This window comes from Serratia sp. 2880STDY5682894 (genome assembly GCF_001537385.1).
GTDB lineage: Bacteria > Pseudomonadota > Gammaproteobacteria > Enterobacterales > Enterobacteriaceae > Serratia > Serratia nevei.
This window is the reverse complement of the sequence record NZ_FCJA01000004.1, coordinates 288,692-305,296: the sequence shown is the minus strand read 5'-3', so window position 1 is coordinate 305,296 and position 16,605 is coordinate 288,692. Positions and strand designations below refer to the sequence as shown.

The window sequence follows — 16,605 nt, the reverse complement described above, 5'->3', positions numbered from 1 at the left end:
TTTCCGGGAGCGGCATCTCGGCCGCCCCGTGCCCGCTTAAGGGCGATTATTTTTTGTCTTTAACTTCTTCGAACTCAGCGTCAACCACGTCGTCGTCTTTCTGCGCCGCGTTGTCCGCGCCGGCGTCAGCACCCTGCTGAGCCTGCTGCGCCTGGGCCATTTCCAGCAGTTTGCCGGAAACCTGCACCAGAGCCTGAGTCTTCGCTTCGATCTCGGCTTTATCTTCGCCTTTCACCGCCGCTTCCAGATCTTTCAGCGCCGCTTCGATCGCCGTTTTGTCTTCCGCCGGCAGTTTGTCGCCCGCTTCTTCCAGCTGCTTGCGAGTGCCGTGGATCAGGTGATCGGCCTGGTTACGTGTCTGTACCAGCTCTTCGAACTTGCGGTCGGCTTCAGCGTTCAGCTCGGCGTCGCGCACCATTTTCTGGATTTCGTCTTCGTTCAGGCCAGAAGATGCCTTGATGGTGATCTTCTGCTCACGACCGGTGTTCTTGTCTTTGGCAGACACGTGCAGGATGCCGTCGGCATCGATATCGAAGGTCACTTCGATCTGCGCCATGCCGCGCGGTGCCGCCTGAATGCCGTCCAGGTTGAACTGGCCCAGAGATTTGTTATCGCTGGCGCGCTTACGCTCACCCTGCAGCACGTGGATGGTTACCGCAGACTGGTTGTCTTCAGCGGTAGAGAACACCTGGCTGTGCTTGGTCGGGATCGTGGTGTTTTTGGTGATCAGCGGCGTCATCACGCTGCCCATGGTTTCGATACCCAGCGACAGCGGGGTCACGTCCAGCAGCAGAACGTCCTTCACATCACCGGCCAACACGCCGCCCTGTACCGCAGCGCCCACGGCAACCGCTTCGTCCGGGTTCACGTCTTTACGCGGCTCTTTGCCGAAGAAGTCTGCGACTTTCTTCTGCACCATTGGCATACGGGTCTGGCCGCCCACCAGGATCACGTCCTGGATGTCGGAAACCGACAGGCCTGCGTCTTTCAGCGCCACTTTCAGCGGCTCGATAGAACGTGCAACCAGATCTTCAACCAGCGACTCGAGTTTGGCGCGAGTCACTTTGATGTTCATGTGTTTTGGACCGGTCGCGTCTGCAGTGATGTACGGCAGGTTAACGTCGGTCTGCTGAGCGGAAGACAGTTCGATCTTCGCTTTCTCAGCGGCTTCTTTCAGACGCTGCATCGCCAGCGGATCGTTGCGCAGATCGATACCCTGATCTTTCTTGAACTCTTCCACCAGGTAGTTGATCAGACGGCTGTCGAAGTCTTCGCCACCCAGGTGGGTGTCACCGTTGGTCGCCAGCACTTCGAAGGTTTTTTCGCCGTCAACGTCGTCGATTTCGATGATGGAGATATCGAAAGTACCGCCGCCCAGGTCATAAACCGCGATGGTGCGGTTGCCAACTTCTTTGTCCAGACCGTAGGCCAGGGCCGCAGCGGTTGGTTCGTTGATGATGCGCTTGACTTCCAGACCCGCGATGCGGCCGGCGTCTTTGGTCGCCTGACGCTGGGCGTCGTTGAAGTAAGCCGGTACGGTGATAACCGCTTCAGTTACCGGTTCACCCAGGTAATCTTCCGCCGTTTTCTTCATTTTCTTCAGCACTTCCGCAGAGATCTGCGGCGGAGCCATTTTCTGGCCTTTCACTTCCAGCCAAGCGTCGCCGTTGTCGGCTTCGACGATTTTGTACGGCATGATCGCTTTGTCGCGCTGCGCTTCTTCATCCTGGAAGCGGCGACCGATCAGGCGCTTGATGGCGAACAAGGTGTTTTCAGGGTTGGTCACTGCCTGACGCTTAGCCGGCTGGCCAACCAGAGTTTCACCGTCCTGGGTATATGCGATAATAGAAGGAGTGGTGCGGTCGCCCTCGGCGTTTTCCAGCACGCGTGCCTTGGCACCATCCATAATTGCTACGCAAGAGTTGGTAGTACCCAGGTCGATACCAATAATTTTACCCATCTAAACGTCTCCACTAAAAAATTCATAATCAGTCAGGTTGCTAACCTATATGCGGGCGATTTTTTGCTTTTCAACTGCCCGATATCTCAGTGCGACCCGCGGTTAGCAACTGCGGTTGCAAATAAGATGGGGCCATCCAATCCGGCATCAAGGGGCAAGGCGAAAAAAATTTCTTTTTTTATCGTCATTCAGATCATTGTTTCCGGCTGCGGGGATCATTATGATGCGCGCGCTCTGGTGGAAAACTTCGATTTTTTGGCCATTCAGACCATTTATTATTTTACTTCGCTGTTTCCGTTAATTTTCTGTTATCGCAGAGGACTTATGCACACCAACAAGTTGGCGAATCCCGGCCCTCTCGGCCTGATGGGCTTCGGGATGACCACCGTCTTGCTGAACCTGCACAACGCGGGCTTTTTCCCACTGAACTCCGCCATCATCAGCATGGGGATTTTCTTCGGTGGCCTGGCCCAGATCCTGGCCGGTCTGCTGGAATACAAGAAGGGCAACACCTTCGGCATGACCGCTTTCACCGCCTACGGCAGCTTCTGGCTGAGCCTGGTCGGCCTGCTGCTGCTGCCGCGTCTGGGCCTGGCTGAGGCCACCGAGGCGCACGTGCTGGGCATCTACCTGGCACTGTGGGGCGTCTTCACCCTGTTCATGTTCTTCGGCACCCTGGCCGCCAACCGCGTGCTGCAGTTCGTGTTCGCCAGCCTCACGCTGCTGTTCGCCCTGCTGGCCGTCGGCAACATCACCGGCAATCATGCGCTGCTGACCTTCGCCGGCTATGAAGGCATCATCTGCGGCGCCAGCGCCATTTACCTGGCGATGGCCGAAGTGCTCAACGAACAATACGGCCGCACCGTGCTGCCGATTGGCGAGCCGGCTCCGGCCCGCGTCGCGGCCTCGCCGGTCACGGCGTAATCGCCCTCCCCTGATGAAAAAGCCCTGCAGTGCAGGGCTTTTTTTTAGCTGTAGGAATCGGCTCGCCGCTCCCCGGCTTCGCTGTTCAGATCGCGATGCAGGTAGAAGCCGAGCAGCAGCCCGATGAGCGACAGCGCCAACACGTAGTAAGCGGGCGCTAACGGGGTCAATTTCATGATCAGCGTCACAAAAATAGGGGTTAAACCGCCAAAAATAGCGTACGAGACGTTATATGAGAACGAGATGCCGGTAAACCGTACTTCCGCCGGGAACGCCCGCACCATCACGTACGGCACGGCCCCCACCACGCCTACGCTGAACCCCACCAGCGCATAGCAGGCGAACAGCATTTCCGGGTGCACGCCCACCGTTTGATAGAACAGCCAGCTGCAGCCGGCCAGCAGCACACTGCCGACCACCAGCGTTTTGCTGGCGCCGAAGCGATCGGCCGATAAACCGGCGACGATGCAGCCGGCGATCAGCATGATGGTGGCGATGCTGTTGGCCTGCAGCGTCAAGGCCGGCGCAATGCCGAACTGCTTTTGCAGATAGGTCGGGGTCATCAGGATCACCACCACGATGCCGGCGGAGAGCAGCCAGGTCAGCAGCATCGATACCACCACTTCCCGCTTGTGGTTGAGCACCACCGACTTCAGCGGCAGCTCCTCGGCCAGCGCTTTACGCGCCTGCATCTCGATGAAGATCGGCGTTTCCTGCAGCCAGCGGCGCAGGTACATCGCCACCAAGCCGAACATGCCGCCCAACAGGAAAGGAATGCGCCAGCCGCCGCCGGCGATACTCTGCGGGCTGAGCGTAGTGTTGATCACCGTCGCCACCACCGAGCCCAGCAGGATGCCCACCGTCAACCCGGCGGTCAGCGTGCCGCAGGCGAAGCCGATGCGCCGGCGCGGCACGTGTTCGGCAACGAAGACCCAGGCGCCCGGCACCTCACCGCCGATCGCCGCCCCCTGCAGCACGCGCATCAACAGCAGCAGCAGCGGCGCAGCAATGCCGATGCTGGCATAGGTCGGCAGCAGGCCCATCGCCAACGTCGGCAACGCCATCAGCAGAATGCTCAGGGTAAACATCTTCTTGCGGCCGACCAGATCGCCGAAGTGCGCCATCACGATGCCGCCCAGCGGGCGGGCCAGATAGCCGGCGGCGAAGATGCCGAAGGTTTGCACCAGACGTAGCCACTCCGGCATGTCCGCCGGGAAGAACAGATCGCCGACCACGGCGGCGAAGAACACGAAGATGATGAAGTCGTAAAACTCCAGCGCGCCGCCCAACGCGGCCAACGTCAGCGTTTTGTAGTCTTGCCGGTTCAGCCGGCGATTAGTGTCGTGAGGCATAGGGCACCGTCGGTAAAGGCTGTAAAAATAAAAGCCGCAGGCTTTCTGTAAAAGAATCCTTACTATAGCGGCAAATTATTTTCACACCAGACGGGCTGAATCCGATCTCGCAGAATGCTGAAATTTAGAGGTTTATCTCGCGACGCGCGCTCTTTGGCCGAAATGCTGCTACCACCGCGGCGTGCGTTTCGACGTAAGGCCCGTCGAGCAGTTGAATGCAATAAGGCACGCTGGCGAAGATGCCGTGTACCACCGCATTGCCCTGCTCATCCTTTACCCCTTCCAGCGTTTCCTTGATCGACTTCGGTTGGCCGGGCAGGTTGATGATCAGCGCCTGTTTGCGGATCGCCCCCACCTGGCGAGAAAGAATTGCCGTTGGCACATAGTGTAGGCTGATCTGACGCATTTGCTCGCCGAAGCCGGGCATCACACGATCGGCGATCGCCAGCGTGGCGTCGGGGGTGACGTCGCGGCGCGCCGGCCCGGTGCCGCCGGTGGTCAGCACCAGATGGCAGCCCATTTCGTCCACCAGCTCGCACAGCGTCTGTTCAATTTGCGTCTGCTCATCGGGGATCAGCCGGGTTTCCAGCTTGAACGGCGTCGCCAGCGCGCCGCTCAGCCACTCTTCCAGCGCCGGGATGCCTTTATCTTGATAAACGCCGCCGGAAGCGCGATCGGAAACGGAAACCAAACCAATACGTAAAATATCCATGCGTAACCTCTACAGCCTGATGGGGTCCGAACGGGTTCGTCTCCCGTTCTGTTGTCATTGCCGAGAGTATAAGGGCTTCCCCCGCCGGCGGGAGCGTCGGGCATAAAAAAAGGTGGCCTGAGCCACCTTTTTACTGCGCGATCTGCGGGAATTACAGCAGGTCGGCGATCATTTTTTCCAGTTTGCCCTGGTCTACGGCGAACTTGCGGATACCGTCGGTCAGTTTCTCAACCGCCATCGGATCCTGGTTGTGCTGCCAGTAGAACTCAGGTTCGGTCAGTGCGGCAGGACGCGCCTTCACTTCACCGGTGTAAGACAGTTTGCGCTCCAGCGCGCCTTCGCTCTCCGCCAGCTCTTTCAGCAGCGCAGGGGCGATGGTCAGGCGGTCACAGCCGGCCAGTTCGATGATTTCGCCGACGTTACGGAAGCTGGCACCCATCACCACGGTGTTGTAACCGTGCTGTTTGTAGTACTGGTAAATTTCGGTCACGGAGATCACGCCCGGATCTTCGTGCGGGGCGAACTCTTTCTTGTCGCCGTTGGCTTTGTACCAGTCGAGGATACGGCCGACGAACGGTGAGATCAGGTAAACGCCGGCTTCGGCACAGGCGCGAGCCTGAGCGAAGGAGAACAGCAGCGTCAGGTTACAGTTGATGCCTTCTTTCTCCAGCTGCTCCGCCGCGCGGATGCCCTGCCAGGTCGAGGCCAGTTTGATCAGGATGCGATCGTTGCTGATGCCGGCTTCGTTGTACAGTTTGATCAGGCGCTTGGCCTTGGCCACGCTGGCGACGGTGTCGTAAGACAGACGCGCATCCACTTCGGTGGAGATGCGGCCCGGAACCAGTTTGAGGATTTCCAGACCGATGTTGACCGCCAGCTTGTCGGCGGCGTCGGCGATCTGCTGCTCGCGATCGCTGCTCTGGCCGCGCGCCCAGGCGATGGCTTCGTCAATCAGTTTGCGGTATTCAGGAATTTGGGCTGCATTGAGGATCAGCGAAGGGTTGGTTGTAGCGTCCTGCGGTTGATACAGCTTCATTGCCGCGATATCACCCGTATCTGCAACCACCGTGGTCAGCTGGCGCAGGGAAGTTAATTTGTCGGTCATGTTGGCATTATCTCATCGTTTGTGCATGAACTTTTGGCATTGTTCAACCATGCCCTACCCTGATAATAACATGCGCCAAGCCCGGTGCAAGGCTGGAAAACCGCGGCGCGCAAGCATCTGTTTTATCCTTGGGCGAGCAACCGTTTACGCCGATATCTTTCGCCATAACCGAGCGGATGGAAAGGCAATAACGTGCTATTGTCCGAATAAATTATGTTAAATTCGAAAAAATTGATGCAATTCGTCCGCTAATCTGCGAAAAATCTTAATCGACTGACGCCGGACCAATTCCAGCTAAGCTCTTGTAAAAAATAGGCCAATGTTTTTCACCTGCGGTGGATGCTGCAAGGTGCGCATTAAATTTCGATAACGAGGAGGGATCCCTTGACGGACCTGATGAACTTTATAAACAATATTTTGTGGGGGTCGGTGCTGATTTATCTGCTGCTCGGCACCGGCATCTACTTCACGTTGCGCACCCGTTTTATCCAGCTCCGCCACTTCAGCCACATGTTCTCGGTGTTGAAAAACAGCAATAAAAGCGACAGCGCCGGCATCTCCTCTTTCCAGGCGCTGTGTACCACGCTGGCGGCGCGCGTCGGCACCGGCAACCTGACCGGCGTCGCCATCGCCCTGACCGCCGGCGGCCCCGGCGCCATCTTCTGGATGTGGGTGGTGGCGTTTATCGGCATGGCCACCTCCTTTGTGGAAAGCTCGCTGGCGCAGCTCTACAAAACCAAAGACGATAACGGCAACTACCGCGGCGGCCCGGCCTACTATATGGAAAAGGGCCTCGGCATGCGCTGGATGGGCGTGCTGTTCTCCATCTTCCTGATCATCGCGTTCGGCCTGGTATTCAACGCCGTGCAGGCCAACTCTATCGCCCAGGCCTCCGCCGTCGCCTTCCATTTGCAGCCGCTGCACGTCGGCATCGGCCTGGTGGTGCTGAGCGGGGTGGTGATCTTCGGCGGCATTCGATCCATTGCCAAAGTGGCCGAACTGGTGGTGCCGCTGATGGCGGGCGCCTACCTGCTATTGGCCCTCTGGGTGATTGGCCATAACATCGAACACATGCCGGCGATCCTGGCGCTGATCTTCAAAAGCGCCTTCGGCCTGCAGGAAGCTGCGGCCGGCGCCGTCGGTTACGGCATCTCCCAGGCGATGACCCAGGGCGTGCAGCGCGGCCTGTTCTCCAACGAAGCCGGCATGGGCTCGGCGCCCAATGCGGCGGCGTCCGCCTCGCCTTATCCGCCGCATCCGGCTTCGCAAGGCTACGTGCAAATGCTCGGGGTATTTATCGATACCATCGTCATCTGCAGCGCCACCGCGGCGATCATCCTCTCCTCCGGCATTCTCGATCAGCCGACCGACAGCATCAGCGGCATCGATCTGACCCAGCGCGCGCTGTCGACCGCCGTCGGCAGTTGGGGGGCGCCGTTCGTCGCCATCGCCATCTTCTTCTTCGCCTTTACCTCGATCATCGCCAACTACGCCTATGCCGAGAGCAACCTGGTGTTCCTCGAGCACAACCATCCGGGCGGCCTGATCATTTTCCGCTGCGTGGCGTTGGGCATGGTGATGTTCGGCGCACTGGCGGAGCTGCCGCTGGTGTGGAAAATGGCGGATACCTCCATGGCGCTGATGGCCATCACCAACCTGACGGCCATCCTGCTGCTGTCGCGGGTGGCGCTGAAGCTGGCCGACGACTACCATCGCCAGCGCCGCCTGGGCAAGCTGCCGACTTTTGACGCCAACCGTTATCCGGAGCTGAAGTCGCAGCTGGAGCCGGGCGTGTGGGACGGTCATCAACCACCGCACTGAGTTTTCCGGGGCGCGTGCGGTGCGCGCCCCGGCCTATTGGACCGATTGCCCCTTTTTCCCGCGCTTTTTGCTACAGTATCCGCACTTGGATAAACAGGATCTGGCCATGCTCGTTATTATTTCCCCTGCAAAAACTCTCGATTACGACAGCCCGCTGGCGACAGAACGTTTCACGCAGCCCGAACTGCTGGACAAGTCTCAGCGACTTATCAAAATTTGCCGCGAGCTGACGCCGGCGCAAATCGCCAGCCTGATGAGCATCAGCGACAAGCTGGCAGGGCTGAACGCCGCGCGCTTTAGCGAGTGGCAGCCCAAATTTACCCCAGACAATGCCCGTCAGGCGCTGCTGGCGTTCAAGGGCGACGTTTACACCGGCCTGCAGGCGCAGGATTTCAACGAGGCCGATTTCGACTTTGCCCAGCAGCATCTGCGTATGCTGTCCGGCCTGTATGGCGTGCTGCGCCCGCTCGATCTGATGATGCCGTACCGGCTGGAGATGGGTATCAAGCTGGAAAACCCGAAAGGCAAAGATCTGTACAGCTTCTGGGGCGATCAAATCACCCAGAAACTCAACGAAGCGCTGGAGCAGCAGGGCGACGACGTGGTGGTCAACCTGGCTTCCGACGAGTATTTCAAGTCGGTGAAGCCGGCCAAACTGCACGGCGCGCTGATCAAACCGGTGTTCCTCGACGAGAAGAACGGCAAGTACAAGGTCATCAGCTTCTACGCCAAGAAAGCGCGCGGGTTGATGAGCCGCTTTATCATCAAGAACCGCCTGACGCGCAGCGAGCAGCTGGTGGACTTCAACCTGGAAGGCTACGCCTTCGACGAAGCCGCCTCGCAGGGCAATGAACTGGTGTTCAAACGCCCGGAGCAGGCATAAAAAAAGCCGTCGCAAGACGGCTTTTCAGATTCTAGCCTGCCGAACTTCAGGCCGGCAGCGCCATCAGGAACTTGCGCAGTTCGGCAAAGCCGGCAGGCAGCGTGTGCGACAGCAGCGGCAGATCGGCGCGCAGCGCCAGCGCTTTCGGCAACGGCAGTTCCTGCCCGAGGATCGCTTCTACGCTCTCTTTAAACTTGGCCGGATGCGCCGTGCCGAGGAACAGACCGAACTCCCCTTCCTGCAGCTGATCGCGCAGCGCGCGATAGGCAATGGCCGCGTGCGGTTCTGAGATATAACCCAGCTCGGCCAGTTCACGCATCGTTTCCTTGGTGGTCTCATCGCTGACCGCCGCGTGGCCCAGCTCTTTCAGCTGCCAGACCTTACGACGGAACAGCTCTTCCACGCGCGGCCAATTGTTTGGCTGGCTGACGTCCATGGCGTTGGACAGCGTCGCGACCGTGGCGTGCGGCTGCCACTGGCCGCTGGTCAGGAAGCGCGGCACGGTGTCGTTGGCGTTGGTGGCGGCAATAAAGCGCTTCACCGGCAGGCCCAGCGACTTGGCCAGCAGCCCGGCGGTCAGATCGCCGAAGTTGCCGCTCGGCACCGAGATGACCAGCTGATTGCGCGCTTCCTGCGGCAGCTGCGCCACCGCTTCGAAGTAGTAGCAGATCTGCGCCAGCAAGCGGCTGATGTTGATCGAGTTAGCCGAGTTCAGGTGCAACGCGTCTTTCAATTCTTGATCGTCGAACGCCTGCTTCACCAGCGCCTGGCAAGCATCGAAGTCGCCGTCGATCGCTACGGTGTGAATGTTGCCGCCCAGGGTACAGAACAGCTTCTCCTGCAGCGGACTGATTTTGCCCTGCGGGTAGAGGATCACCACCCGGACGTTCTTCAGGCCGTAGAAGGCGTGCGCCACGGCGGCGCCGGTGTCGCCGGAGGTGGCGGTCAAAATGGTCACCGGCTGATCGCCGGCCACTTCCGCCAGCATCTGCGCCATAAAGCGGCCGCCGAAGTCTTTGAACGCCAGCGTCGGGCCGTGGAACAGCTCCAGGCAAGAGACGTCTTCGGTCACTTTCGCCACCGGAGCCGGGAACTCAAAGGCGGCCTGCACGCGTTTCTTCAGCGCCGCTTCCGGTACCTCTTCGCCGATAAAGGCCGACAGAATGCGGCTGCTGCGGGTGACAAAGTCCTGCTCCAGCAGCTGGTCGATCTCGGTCAGTTCGAACTCCGGCAACTCCAGCGGGAAGAACAGCCCCTGCTGCTTGCCCAGGCCTTGTTTGATCGCCTGCGCGAAGCTGACCTGCTCGTTGTGATCCTTAAGGTTGTACAGTTTCATGCGTTATCCCAGTAGTCGAGCGCCTGCGGTATCCAGACGGCAAATATGAACAAAACCTTCGTCGTTTTGCAGATAGTGTTGTTGCAGCCAGGCGGCCATGCGTTGCGCGGTGGCGCCGTCGTTGCAGACGGCGAACAGCGTCGGGCCGGAACCGGAGATGCCGCAGGCCAGCGCGCCGATCTCCTGCGCCGCCTTGCGCGCTTCGGCGAAGCCCGGCAGCAGCCGGGTGCGGTACGGTTCGGCGATCACGTCCTGCATCAATTTGGCGGCCAGCTGCGGCTGACGGGTGTGGCAGGCATGGATAAAACCGGCCAGATAGCGACCATGGCTGATGCAATCCTGACGACGGTATTGCGCGGGTAAAATGGCGCGCGCTTCGGCGGTGGAGACCTTGATGCCCGGATAGGCCATGACCCACAGCCAATCGTCAAAGCACGGCACCTCCTGGCTGATGATGCCTTCTTCTTCCAGCATCAGCTGCAGACCGCCCAGATAGCAAGGCGCCACGTTGTCGTAATGCACGCTGCCGGAAATGCGGCCTTCCAGCTCGCCCATCAGGCCGAGCAGCGTCGTCTTATCCAGCGGCCGAACGCAGAACTCGTTCATCGCCATCAGCCCGGCGACCACCGAACAGGCGCTGGAGCCCAGCCCCGAACCGATCGGCATGTTCTTTTCCAACCGCATCGCCACCGGCACTTCGCGGCCGATCTCCTGGCAGAAACGCTCCCAGCATTGATAAACGATGTTCTCTTTCGGCTCGGCCGGCAGCTTGCTGACGAAGCGCCCGGCATTTTGCAGACTGAACGTCTCGGCGGCTTCGACGCTGACGCAGTCGCCCAGCAGCGTGCCGTCGATCGGCGAAACCGCCGCGCCCAACACATCGAAACCGACGCTGACGTTACCGATCGAGGCCGGTGCATACACCTTAACCATATTAAACTCCCAACTTCCATGACAGTGTGCGCAGCAGATCGGCGAACACGCCCGCTGCGGTCACATCGTTACCGGCGCCGTAGCCGCGCAGCACCAGCGGCAGCGGCTGATAGTAGCGGCTGTAGAAGGCCAGCGCGTTCTCGCCGTTCTTCACTTTATACAACGGATCGTTGCCGTCCACCGCCTCGATGCGCACCTTGCAGCGCCCTTCGTCGATCAGGCCGACATAGCGCAGCACCTTGCCTTGCTCGGCGGCGTTGGCCACGTTGCGCGCGAACTCTTTATCCAGCTCCGGCAGCCGCGCCAGGAACTGATCCACGTCGCCCGATGCGTCGAAGGACGGCGGCAGCACCGGCTCGACCTCGATATCGCTCAGCTCCAGCTTGTAACCGGCCTCGCGCGCCAGGATCAGCAGCTTGCGCGCCACGTCCATACCGGACAGATCGTCGCGCGGATCCGGCTCGGTGTAGCCGTTGGCCCGGGCCTGCAGGGTCGCCGCCGACAGCGACAGCCCTTCGTCCAGCTTGCCGAAGATAAAGGACAGCGAACCGGACAGGATGCCGGAGAAGCGCACCAGCTCATCGCCGGCGTTCAGCAGGTTTTGCAGGTTCTCAATCACCGGTAAACCGGCGCCGACGTTGGTGTCATAGAGGAACTTGCGGTGCGAACCGGCGGCGGCCGCACGCAGTTGCTGATAATAGTTCATCGACGAGGTGTTGGCCTTTTTGTTCGGCGTCACCACGTGGAAACCGTCCGCCAGGAAGTCCACATACTGATCGGCCACCGCCTGGCTGGAGGTACAGTCGACGATCACAGGGTTCAGCAGGTGATACTCCTTCACCAGCCGGATCAGGCGGCCGAGATTGAACGGCTCCTGCGCGCCGGCCAGCTCGTCGCGCCAGCTGTCCAGCGCGATGCCGTGCACGTTGGTCAGCATCACGCGCGAGTTGGCGATGCCGCACACCCGCAGGTCGATATGTTTTTGCTTCAGCCACGGCTGCTGGCGGTAGATCTGCTCAATCAGCGCCCCGCCGACGCCGCCGACGCCGATGACGAACACTTCGATCACCTGATCGGTGTTGAACAGCATCTGGTGGCTGACGCGCACGCCGGTGGTGGCGGAATCATTGCTGACCACGACCGAAATTGAACGCTCGGAAGAGCCCTGGGCGATGGCGACGATATTGATGTTGGCGCGCGCCAGCGCGGAGAAGAAGCGCGCGGAGATACCACGCAGGGTGCGCATGCCGTCGCCGACCACCGAGATGATCGCCAGGCGTTCCATGACGTCCAGCGGATCCAGCACGCCGTCTTTCAACTCCAGATAGAATTCCTCCTCCAGCGCGCGGCGGGCGCGCTGCAGTTCGCCCTGCGGCACGCAGAAGCTGATGCTGTATTCGGAAGAGGATTGGGTGATCAGCACCACCGAAATGCCGGCGCGCGACATCACGGCGAACACCCGCGCGGCCATGCCGACCATGCCTTTCATGCCCGGGCCGGAGACGTTGATCATCGCCATGTTGTTCAGGTTGGTGATGCCTTTCACCGGCATCGCGTCATCGGTGCTGTCTTTGCCGATCAGCGTGCCGGGGGCCTGCGGGTTGGAAGTGTTTTTAATCAGGCAAGGGATTTGGAACTGGGCAATCGGCGTGATGGTACGAGGGTGCAGCACTTTGGCGCCGAAGTAGGAGAGCTCCATCGCCTCCTGGTACGACATCGATTTCAGCAGCCTGGCGTCCGGCACGGTGCGCGGATCGCAGGTATACACGCCGTCGACGTCGGTCCAGATTTCGCAACAGTCGGCGCGCAGGCAGGCGGCCAGCACGGCGGCGGAATAGTCGGAGCCGTTGCGGCCCAGCACCACCAGCTCGCCCTTGTCGTTACCGGCGGTGAAACCGGCCATCAGCACGATGTGGTCGGCCGGGATCGCCGCCGCGGCGATGCGCAACGTGGACTCGGCGATGTCCACGGTGGACTCCAGGTAGTGGCCCTGCGCCAGCAGTTTCTCCACCGGGTTGATCACCGTAACCGGGTAGCCCTTGGCGCGGAATACCCCTTCCATGATGGCGATGGAGAGCTTTTCACCGCGGCAGATAATAGCCGCGTTCACGCTGTCCGGGCACTGCCCCAGCAGCGAAACGCCGTGCAGCACCTGCTTGAGCTGCGCGAACTCCTGATCGACCACGCCCTTCAGCCTGTCGTATTCAAAACCCGGCAGCGCCTGCGCCAGGCCGCTCAGCAGATCGGCAAAGATCCGCTCGGCGTCGCTGATATTCGGCAGAATGTCCTGGCCTGCCACCGTTTTGTCGATCATCGCCACCAGATGGTTGGTGATCTTTGCGGGGGCGGACAAGACCGTGGCTACCTGTCCCTGACGCGCGTTACTCTCCATGATGTCGGCAACGCGCAGAAAACGTTCTGCATTCGCCACCGAGGTTCCGCCAAATTTCAGCACTCGCATGTGTGATCTCTCCGAATTTAAGCCGAAAAAAAAGCCCGCACTGATTAGGTGCGGGCTTTTTTCTGTGTTTCCTGTGCGCGTCAGCCCGCCCCGTTACCTGTGGTATCGGTGGTGGTAATAATTGTGGTATTCAGGCTGATATTGCGCATGTTGTCTGTCTGTCTCATGAAATACTCTGTCCCCTCTATTGGTTAAAGCAATCGCTATCCCAAGTCAAACGATTTCTTTTTTTTGCTTATTTTCCGTTCAGCGGCGACATTGCGCGATACCGGAGGTAAAAAGCAAAATGACAGAACAAAAAAACAACTTAAAGCCGGTTTAATAGTGGATCACTCTGGGTAACCGCTTGATGAAGCCGCTATCACTTGGCGAGTTTTTTTTCGATGTCGTGCAGCAACGTATGCAACATCGCCGTATCTCGCTGTTGCAGCACGCCGAGCCTCTGGTGCAGCCAGTCGCGCAATTTTTGGTCATCGCCGACCTCCAATGCGTTCAACAAGGCATCGGCACGGCGGCGCAGCGCCTTGAGCTGCCCTTCCGACGCCGCCGTTTCCTGCGGCGTGCTGACGCCCATCAAGCTCGCCAACTGGTAGCAGTACACCATCACCGCTTGCCCCAGATTAAGCGACGGATAGTCCGCCTGCATCGGCACGCCGGTCAGCAAATCCGCCAGCGCCAGCTCTTCGTTGGTCAGGCCGGAATCTTCACGGCCGAACACCAGCGCGGCCTGGCCGACCCACTGCTTACGCTCGCTCAACTGTTCCAGCAGCTCAGGCGGCGTGCAGTAGTAGTGAAAACGCGCGCGGCTGCGGGCGGTAGTGGCGACGGTGAAATCCACGTCCGCCAGCGCCTGCTCCAGCGTGGCGAACGTTTGCACGCCGTCGAGGATCTCGCCGGCCCCGTGTGCCACCCAGCGCGCCGCCGGCTGCAGGTGCGCCTCGCTGTCGACGATGCGCAACGACGTGAAGCCCATGGTTTTCATCGCGCGCGCCGCCGCGCCAACGTTTTCCGGCCGCGCCGGAGCCACTAAAACAATATGAAGCTGCATCACTCTTCCACCGAAGGCGGGCCTGCGTTTTTGACGGTGGCGCAGCGCCCGCTTATATTTACAATTGCGTAACAATAAACGCGTTAATAGCAACAAACAAGATTAAACGGCTCGTTGAGCTAATAAACCCGTCGTAATAGTCATTATTCGTGCTTATGTTTTACTGCATTTATTTATCAATGAGTTAAAACAAGACGATGATCAATAAGCGAATAATTGTATCCTATCGGGCCGGATAATGCTGAATCGTTCACAGAATTTGAGGTTCTGTGACTTAAACTGGCATTTCTGTAAGTGTTTTTCACAAATCTGTTAACGTGCTACAATTGAATTTGATATATGTCAACAAAGCGTAGTTTTGTTGGGTGATGAATTCGGCACGCGCTGTTATATTGCTGTTAATGGGGTTAGGATATGCGCCGATTTGGCACCCCAAGGGGTTGTAGGGAACAGCATCCCCACCAGGCTAGCGATCTTGTTGACATGAGATGGAAAGTGCATCAAGAACGAGTTTACGTACTTTAGTCATTTGCTGAGAGGGAACGTGGCGCTATCTCTGCCCTCCTCTAAGAAAACAGAGACTTCTGTACTTCCGATTTTCTATTTTGTTGGCAATTTTAGGTAGCAAATATGCAGACCCCGCACATTCTGATTGTCGAAGACGAGTTAGTCACTCGTAACACCCTGAAGAGCATTTTCGAGGCGGAAGGCTACATTGTTCATGAAGCCAATGATGGTGCAGAGATGCACAATATCCTGTCTGAAAATGATATCAATCTGGTCATCATGGACATCAACCTGCCAGGCAAAAATGGCCTGCTGTTGGCGCGCGAACTGCGCGAACAGGCCAGCGTCGCCTTGATGTTCCTGACCGGTCGCGATAACGAAGTGGATAAAATCCTCGGCCTGGAAATCGGCGCCGACGATTACATCACCAAACCGTTCAACCCGCGTGAGCTGACCATCCGCGCACGCAACCTGCTGTCGCGTACCATGAACCTGGGCAGCCTGGGCGAAGAGCGCCGCCTGGTCGAGAGCTACAAGTTCAACGGTTGGGAGCTGGACATCAACAGCCGCTCGCTGCTCAGCCCGGCCGGCGAACAGTACAAGCTGCCGCGCAGCGAATTCCGCGCCATGCTGCACTTCTGCGAAAACCCGGGCAAGATCCAGTCCCGTGGCGAACTGCTGAAGAAAATGACCGGCCGCGAGCTGAAGCCGCATGACCGTACCGTGGACGTCACCATCCGTCGCATTCGCAAACACTTCGAATCGACGCCGGACACGCCGGAAATCATCGCCACCATTCACGGCGAAGGCTACCGCTTCTGCGGCGATCTGGAAGAGTAATTCCGGCCTGCCGTCATGAAAACGGGGTTCAGCATGCTGAACCCCGTTTTTTTATTTCGTCTCGGCCCACGGCATGATCGGCACCGCGCTCAGCGCGTTCTTCGGCGAGCCGTCGATCACCTTGTCGGAGTAGCTGAGGTAAATCAGCGAATTACGCTTGGCGTCGTAGAAGCGCACCACCTGCAGCTTCTTGAACACCAGCGAGGTGCGTTTCTGGAACACCACATCGCCTTCCGCCTTGCCGTTTTTGATCTTGTCGCTCAGCTCGATAGGCCCCACCTGCTGGCAGGAAATGGCCGCGTCGGCGGTGTCTTCCGCCAGCCCCAGGCCGCCTTTGATGCCGCCGGTTTTGGCGCGGCTGATATAACAAGTTACATTTTTAACATCCGGATCGTCGAACGCTTCCACCACGATTTTGTGGTCTGGCCCCAACAATTTAAACACCGTATCAACGGAACCTACCTGCTCCGCCTGCGCGCTGCCAAGGGTTGCGCAAACCAAACCGAATAAAAATATCCAGCCTTTTTTCATTTACTTAACTCCGATATAACCTTGCCGCAAAAATAGGTTCGGCGATCGCCATTATTTATGTCTAAGCTCACGGAATCGGTTTTTTACGGGTCCGCACCGTCCGTTTTAGCACAGAGCGTGACAAAAATCTTTGAGAGTCGCGGAGTAAAAAAATTGCTATGATGCGGCGTCGTTATTTCTTTGCGCCCACTA

General features: G+C 58.8%; 14 protein-coding genes and 1 other annotated feature. Of the genes, 4 read left to right on the top strand and 10 right to left on the bottom strand.

Annotation, left to right across the window (positions count from 1 at the left end):
• Positions 1-46 precede the first annotated feature (46 nt).
• Positions 47-1,960: a molecular chaperone DnaK gene (dnaK, locus tag AWX27_RS12055; RefSeq protein WP_004932972.1), complete on the bottom strand. Its 1,914-nt coding sequence runs from the start codon at positions 1,958-1,960 to the stop codon at positions 47-49.
• A gap of 324 nt (positions 1,961-2,284) precedes the next feature.
• Here dnaK and satP point away from each other — a divergent pair, with 324 nt between their 5' ends.
• Positions 2,285-2,884: an acetate uptake transporter gene (gene satP, locus AWX27_RS12050; RefSeq protein ID WP_025301520.1), complete on the top strand. Its 600-nt coding sequence runs from the start codon at positions 2,285-2,287 to the stop codon at positions 2,882-2,884.
• A 44-nt stretch (positions 2,885-2,928) separates the two neighbouring features.
• On the opposite strand, the gene AWX27_RS12045 is transcribed toward satP, so the two are convergent.
• The 3 genes from AWX27_RS12045 to tal form a co-directional block, all read right to left on the bottom strand.
• Positions 2,929-4,236 carry an MFS transporter gene (locus tag AWX27_RS12045; RefSeq protein WP_060422391.1) on the bottom strand — a complete coding sequence of 436 codons (1,308 nt, stop codon included), beginning with the start codon at positions 4,234-4,236 and terminating at the stop codon, positions 2,929-2,931.
• A gap of 124 nt (positions 4,237-4,360) precedes the next feature.
• Positions 4,361-4,948 (bottom strand): molybdopterin adenylyltransferase, encoded by a 588-nt coding sequence (gene mog / locus AWX27_RS12040; RefSeq protein ID WP_004932980.1) that lies wholly within the window; start codon positions 4,946-4,948, stop codon positions 4,361-4,363.
• A gap of 151 nt (positions 4,949-5,099) precedes the next feature.
• The gene (gene tal, locus AWX27_RS12035) at positions 5,100-6,053 is read right to left on the bottom strand and encodes a transaldolase (RefSeq protein WP_004932982.1); all 954 of its coding nucleotides are present in this window, start codon (positions 6,051-6,053) and stop codon (positions 5,100-5,102) included.
• Between the two features lie 384 nt (positions 6,054-6,437).
• Here tal and AWX27_RS12030 point away from each other — a divergent pair, with 384 nt between their 5' ends.
• The gene (locus AWX27_RS12030) at positions 6,438-7,874 is read left to right on the top strand and encodes an alanine/glycine:cation symporter family protein (RefSeq protein ID WP_060422389.1); all 1,437 of its coding nucleotides are present in this window, start codon (positions 6,438-6,440) and stop codon (positions 7,872-7,874) included.
• A gap of 106 nt (positions 7,875-7,980) precedes the next feature.
• On the top strand, positions 7,981-8,757 hold the full coding sequence (yaaA, locus tag AWX27_RS12025) for a peroxide stress protein YaaA (RefSeq protein WP_060422564.1): 777 nt from the start codon (positions 7,981-7,983) through the stop codon (positions 8,755-8,757).
• Positions 8,758-8,803: 46 nt separating this feature from the next.
• Here yaaA and thrC read toward each other — a convergent pair whose 3' ends face one another.
• The 5 genes from thrC to AWX27_RS12005 all read right to left on the bottom strand — a co-directional run bounded on the left by thrC (position 8,804) and on the right by AWX27_RS12005 (position 14,535).
• Complete coding sequence (gene thrC, locus AWX27_RS12020; protein ID WP_060422384.1) at positions 8,804-10,093, bottom strand: threonine synthase; 1,290 nt, start codon at positions 10,091-10,093, stop codon at positions 8,804-8,806.
• A 3-nt stretch (positions 10,094-10,096) separates the two neighbouring features.
• Positions 10,097-11,026 (bottom strand): homoserine kinase, encoded by a 930-nt coding sequence (thrB, locus tag AWX27_RS12015; RefSeq protein WP_060422382.1) that lies wholly within the window; start codon positions 11,024-11,026, stop codon positions 10,097-10,099.
• Between the two features lies 1 nt (position 11,027).
• Positions 11,028-13,487: a bifunctional aspartate kinase/homoserine dehydrogenase I gene (gene thrA, locus AWX27_RS12010; protein WP_060422379.1), complete on the bottom strand. Its 2,460-nt coding sequence runs from the start codon at positions 13,485-13,487 to the stop codon at positions 11,028-11,030.
• Positions 13,488-13,511: 24 nt separating this feature from the next.
• Positions 13,512-13,629: a sequence feature (Thr leader region), on the bottom strand.
• A complete protein-coding gene (gene thrL / locus AWX27_RS24535; protein WP_071998276.1) occupies positions 13,568-13,636 on the bottom strand; it encodes a thr operon leader peptide in 69 nt (22 codons plus the stop codon). (Overlaps the previous feature by 62 nt.)
• 212 nt (positions 13,637-13,848) lie before the next feature.
• Entirely contained in the window at positions 13,849-14,535 is a 687-nt protein-coding gene (locus AWX27_RS12005) for a tRNA/rRNA methyltransferase (protein WP_060422374.1), read from the bottom strand.
• Positions 14,536-15,165: 630 nt separating this feature from the next.
• Here AWX27_RS12005 and arcA point away from each other — a divergent pair.
• Positions 15,166-15,882: a two-component system response regulator ArcA gene (gene arcA / locus AWX27_RS12000; protein ID WP_060422371.1), complete on the top strand. Its 717-nt coding sequence runs from the start codon at positions 15,166-15,168 to the stop codon at positions 15,880-15,882.
• 51 nt (positions 15,883-15,933) lie between these two features.
• Here arcA and creA read toward each other — a convergent pair whose 3' ends face one another.
• On the bottom strand, positions 15,934-16,413 hold the full coding sequence (gene creA / locus AWX27_RS11995) for a protein CreA (protein ID WP_060422367.1): 480 nt from the start codon (positions 16,411-16,413) through the stop codon (positions 15,934-15,936).
• Positions 16,414-16,605: the final 192 nt, after the last annotated feature.

Coding starts and splice junctions, on each gene's coding strand:
- dnaK (WP_004932972.1), bottom strand. CDS start 1,960: ATGGGTAAAATTATTGGTATCGACCTGGGTACTACCAACTCTTGCGTA.
- satP (WP_025301520.1), top strand. CDS start 2,285: ATGCACACCAACAAGTTGGCGAATCCCGGCCCTCTCGGCCTGATGGGC.
- AWX27_RS12045 (WP_060422391.1), bottom strand. CDS start 4,236: ATGCCTCACGACACTAATCGCCGGCTGAACCGGCAAGACTACAAAACG.
- mog (WP_004932980.1), bottom strand. CDS start 4,948: ATGGATATTTTACGTATTGGTTTGGTTTCCGTTTCCGATCGCGCTTCC.
- tal (WP_004932982.1), bottom strand. CDS start 6,053: ATGACCGACAAATTAACTTCCCTGCGCCAGCTGACCACGGTGGTTGCA.
- yaaA (WP_060422564.1), top strand. CDS start 7,981: ATGCTCGTTATTATTTCCCCTGCAAAAACTCTCGATTACGACAGCCCG.
- thrC (WP_060422384.1), bottom strand. CDS start 10,093: ATGAAACTGTACAACCTTAAGGATCACAACGAGCAGGTCAGCTTCGCG.
- thrB (WP_060422382.1), bottom strand. CDS start 11,026: ATGGTTAAGGTGTATGCACCGGCCTCGATCGGTAACGTCAGCGTCGGT.
- thrA (WP_060422379.1), bottom strand. CDS start 13,487: ATGCGAGTGCTGAAATTTGGCGGAACCTCGGTGGCGAATGCAGAACGT.
- AWX27_RS12005 (WP_060422374.1), bottom strand. CDS start 14,535: ATGCAGCTTCATATTGTTTTAGTGGCTCCGGCGCGGCCGGAAAACGTT.
- arcA (WP_060422371.1), top strand. CDS start 15,166: ATGCAGACCCCGCACATTCTGATTGTCGAAGACGAGTTAGTCACTCGT.
- creA (WP_060422367.1), bottom strand. CDS start 16,413: ATGAAAAAAGGCTGGATATTTTTATTCGGTTTGGTTTGCGCAACCCTT.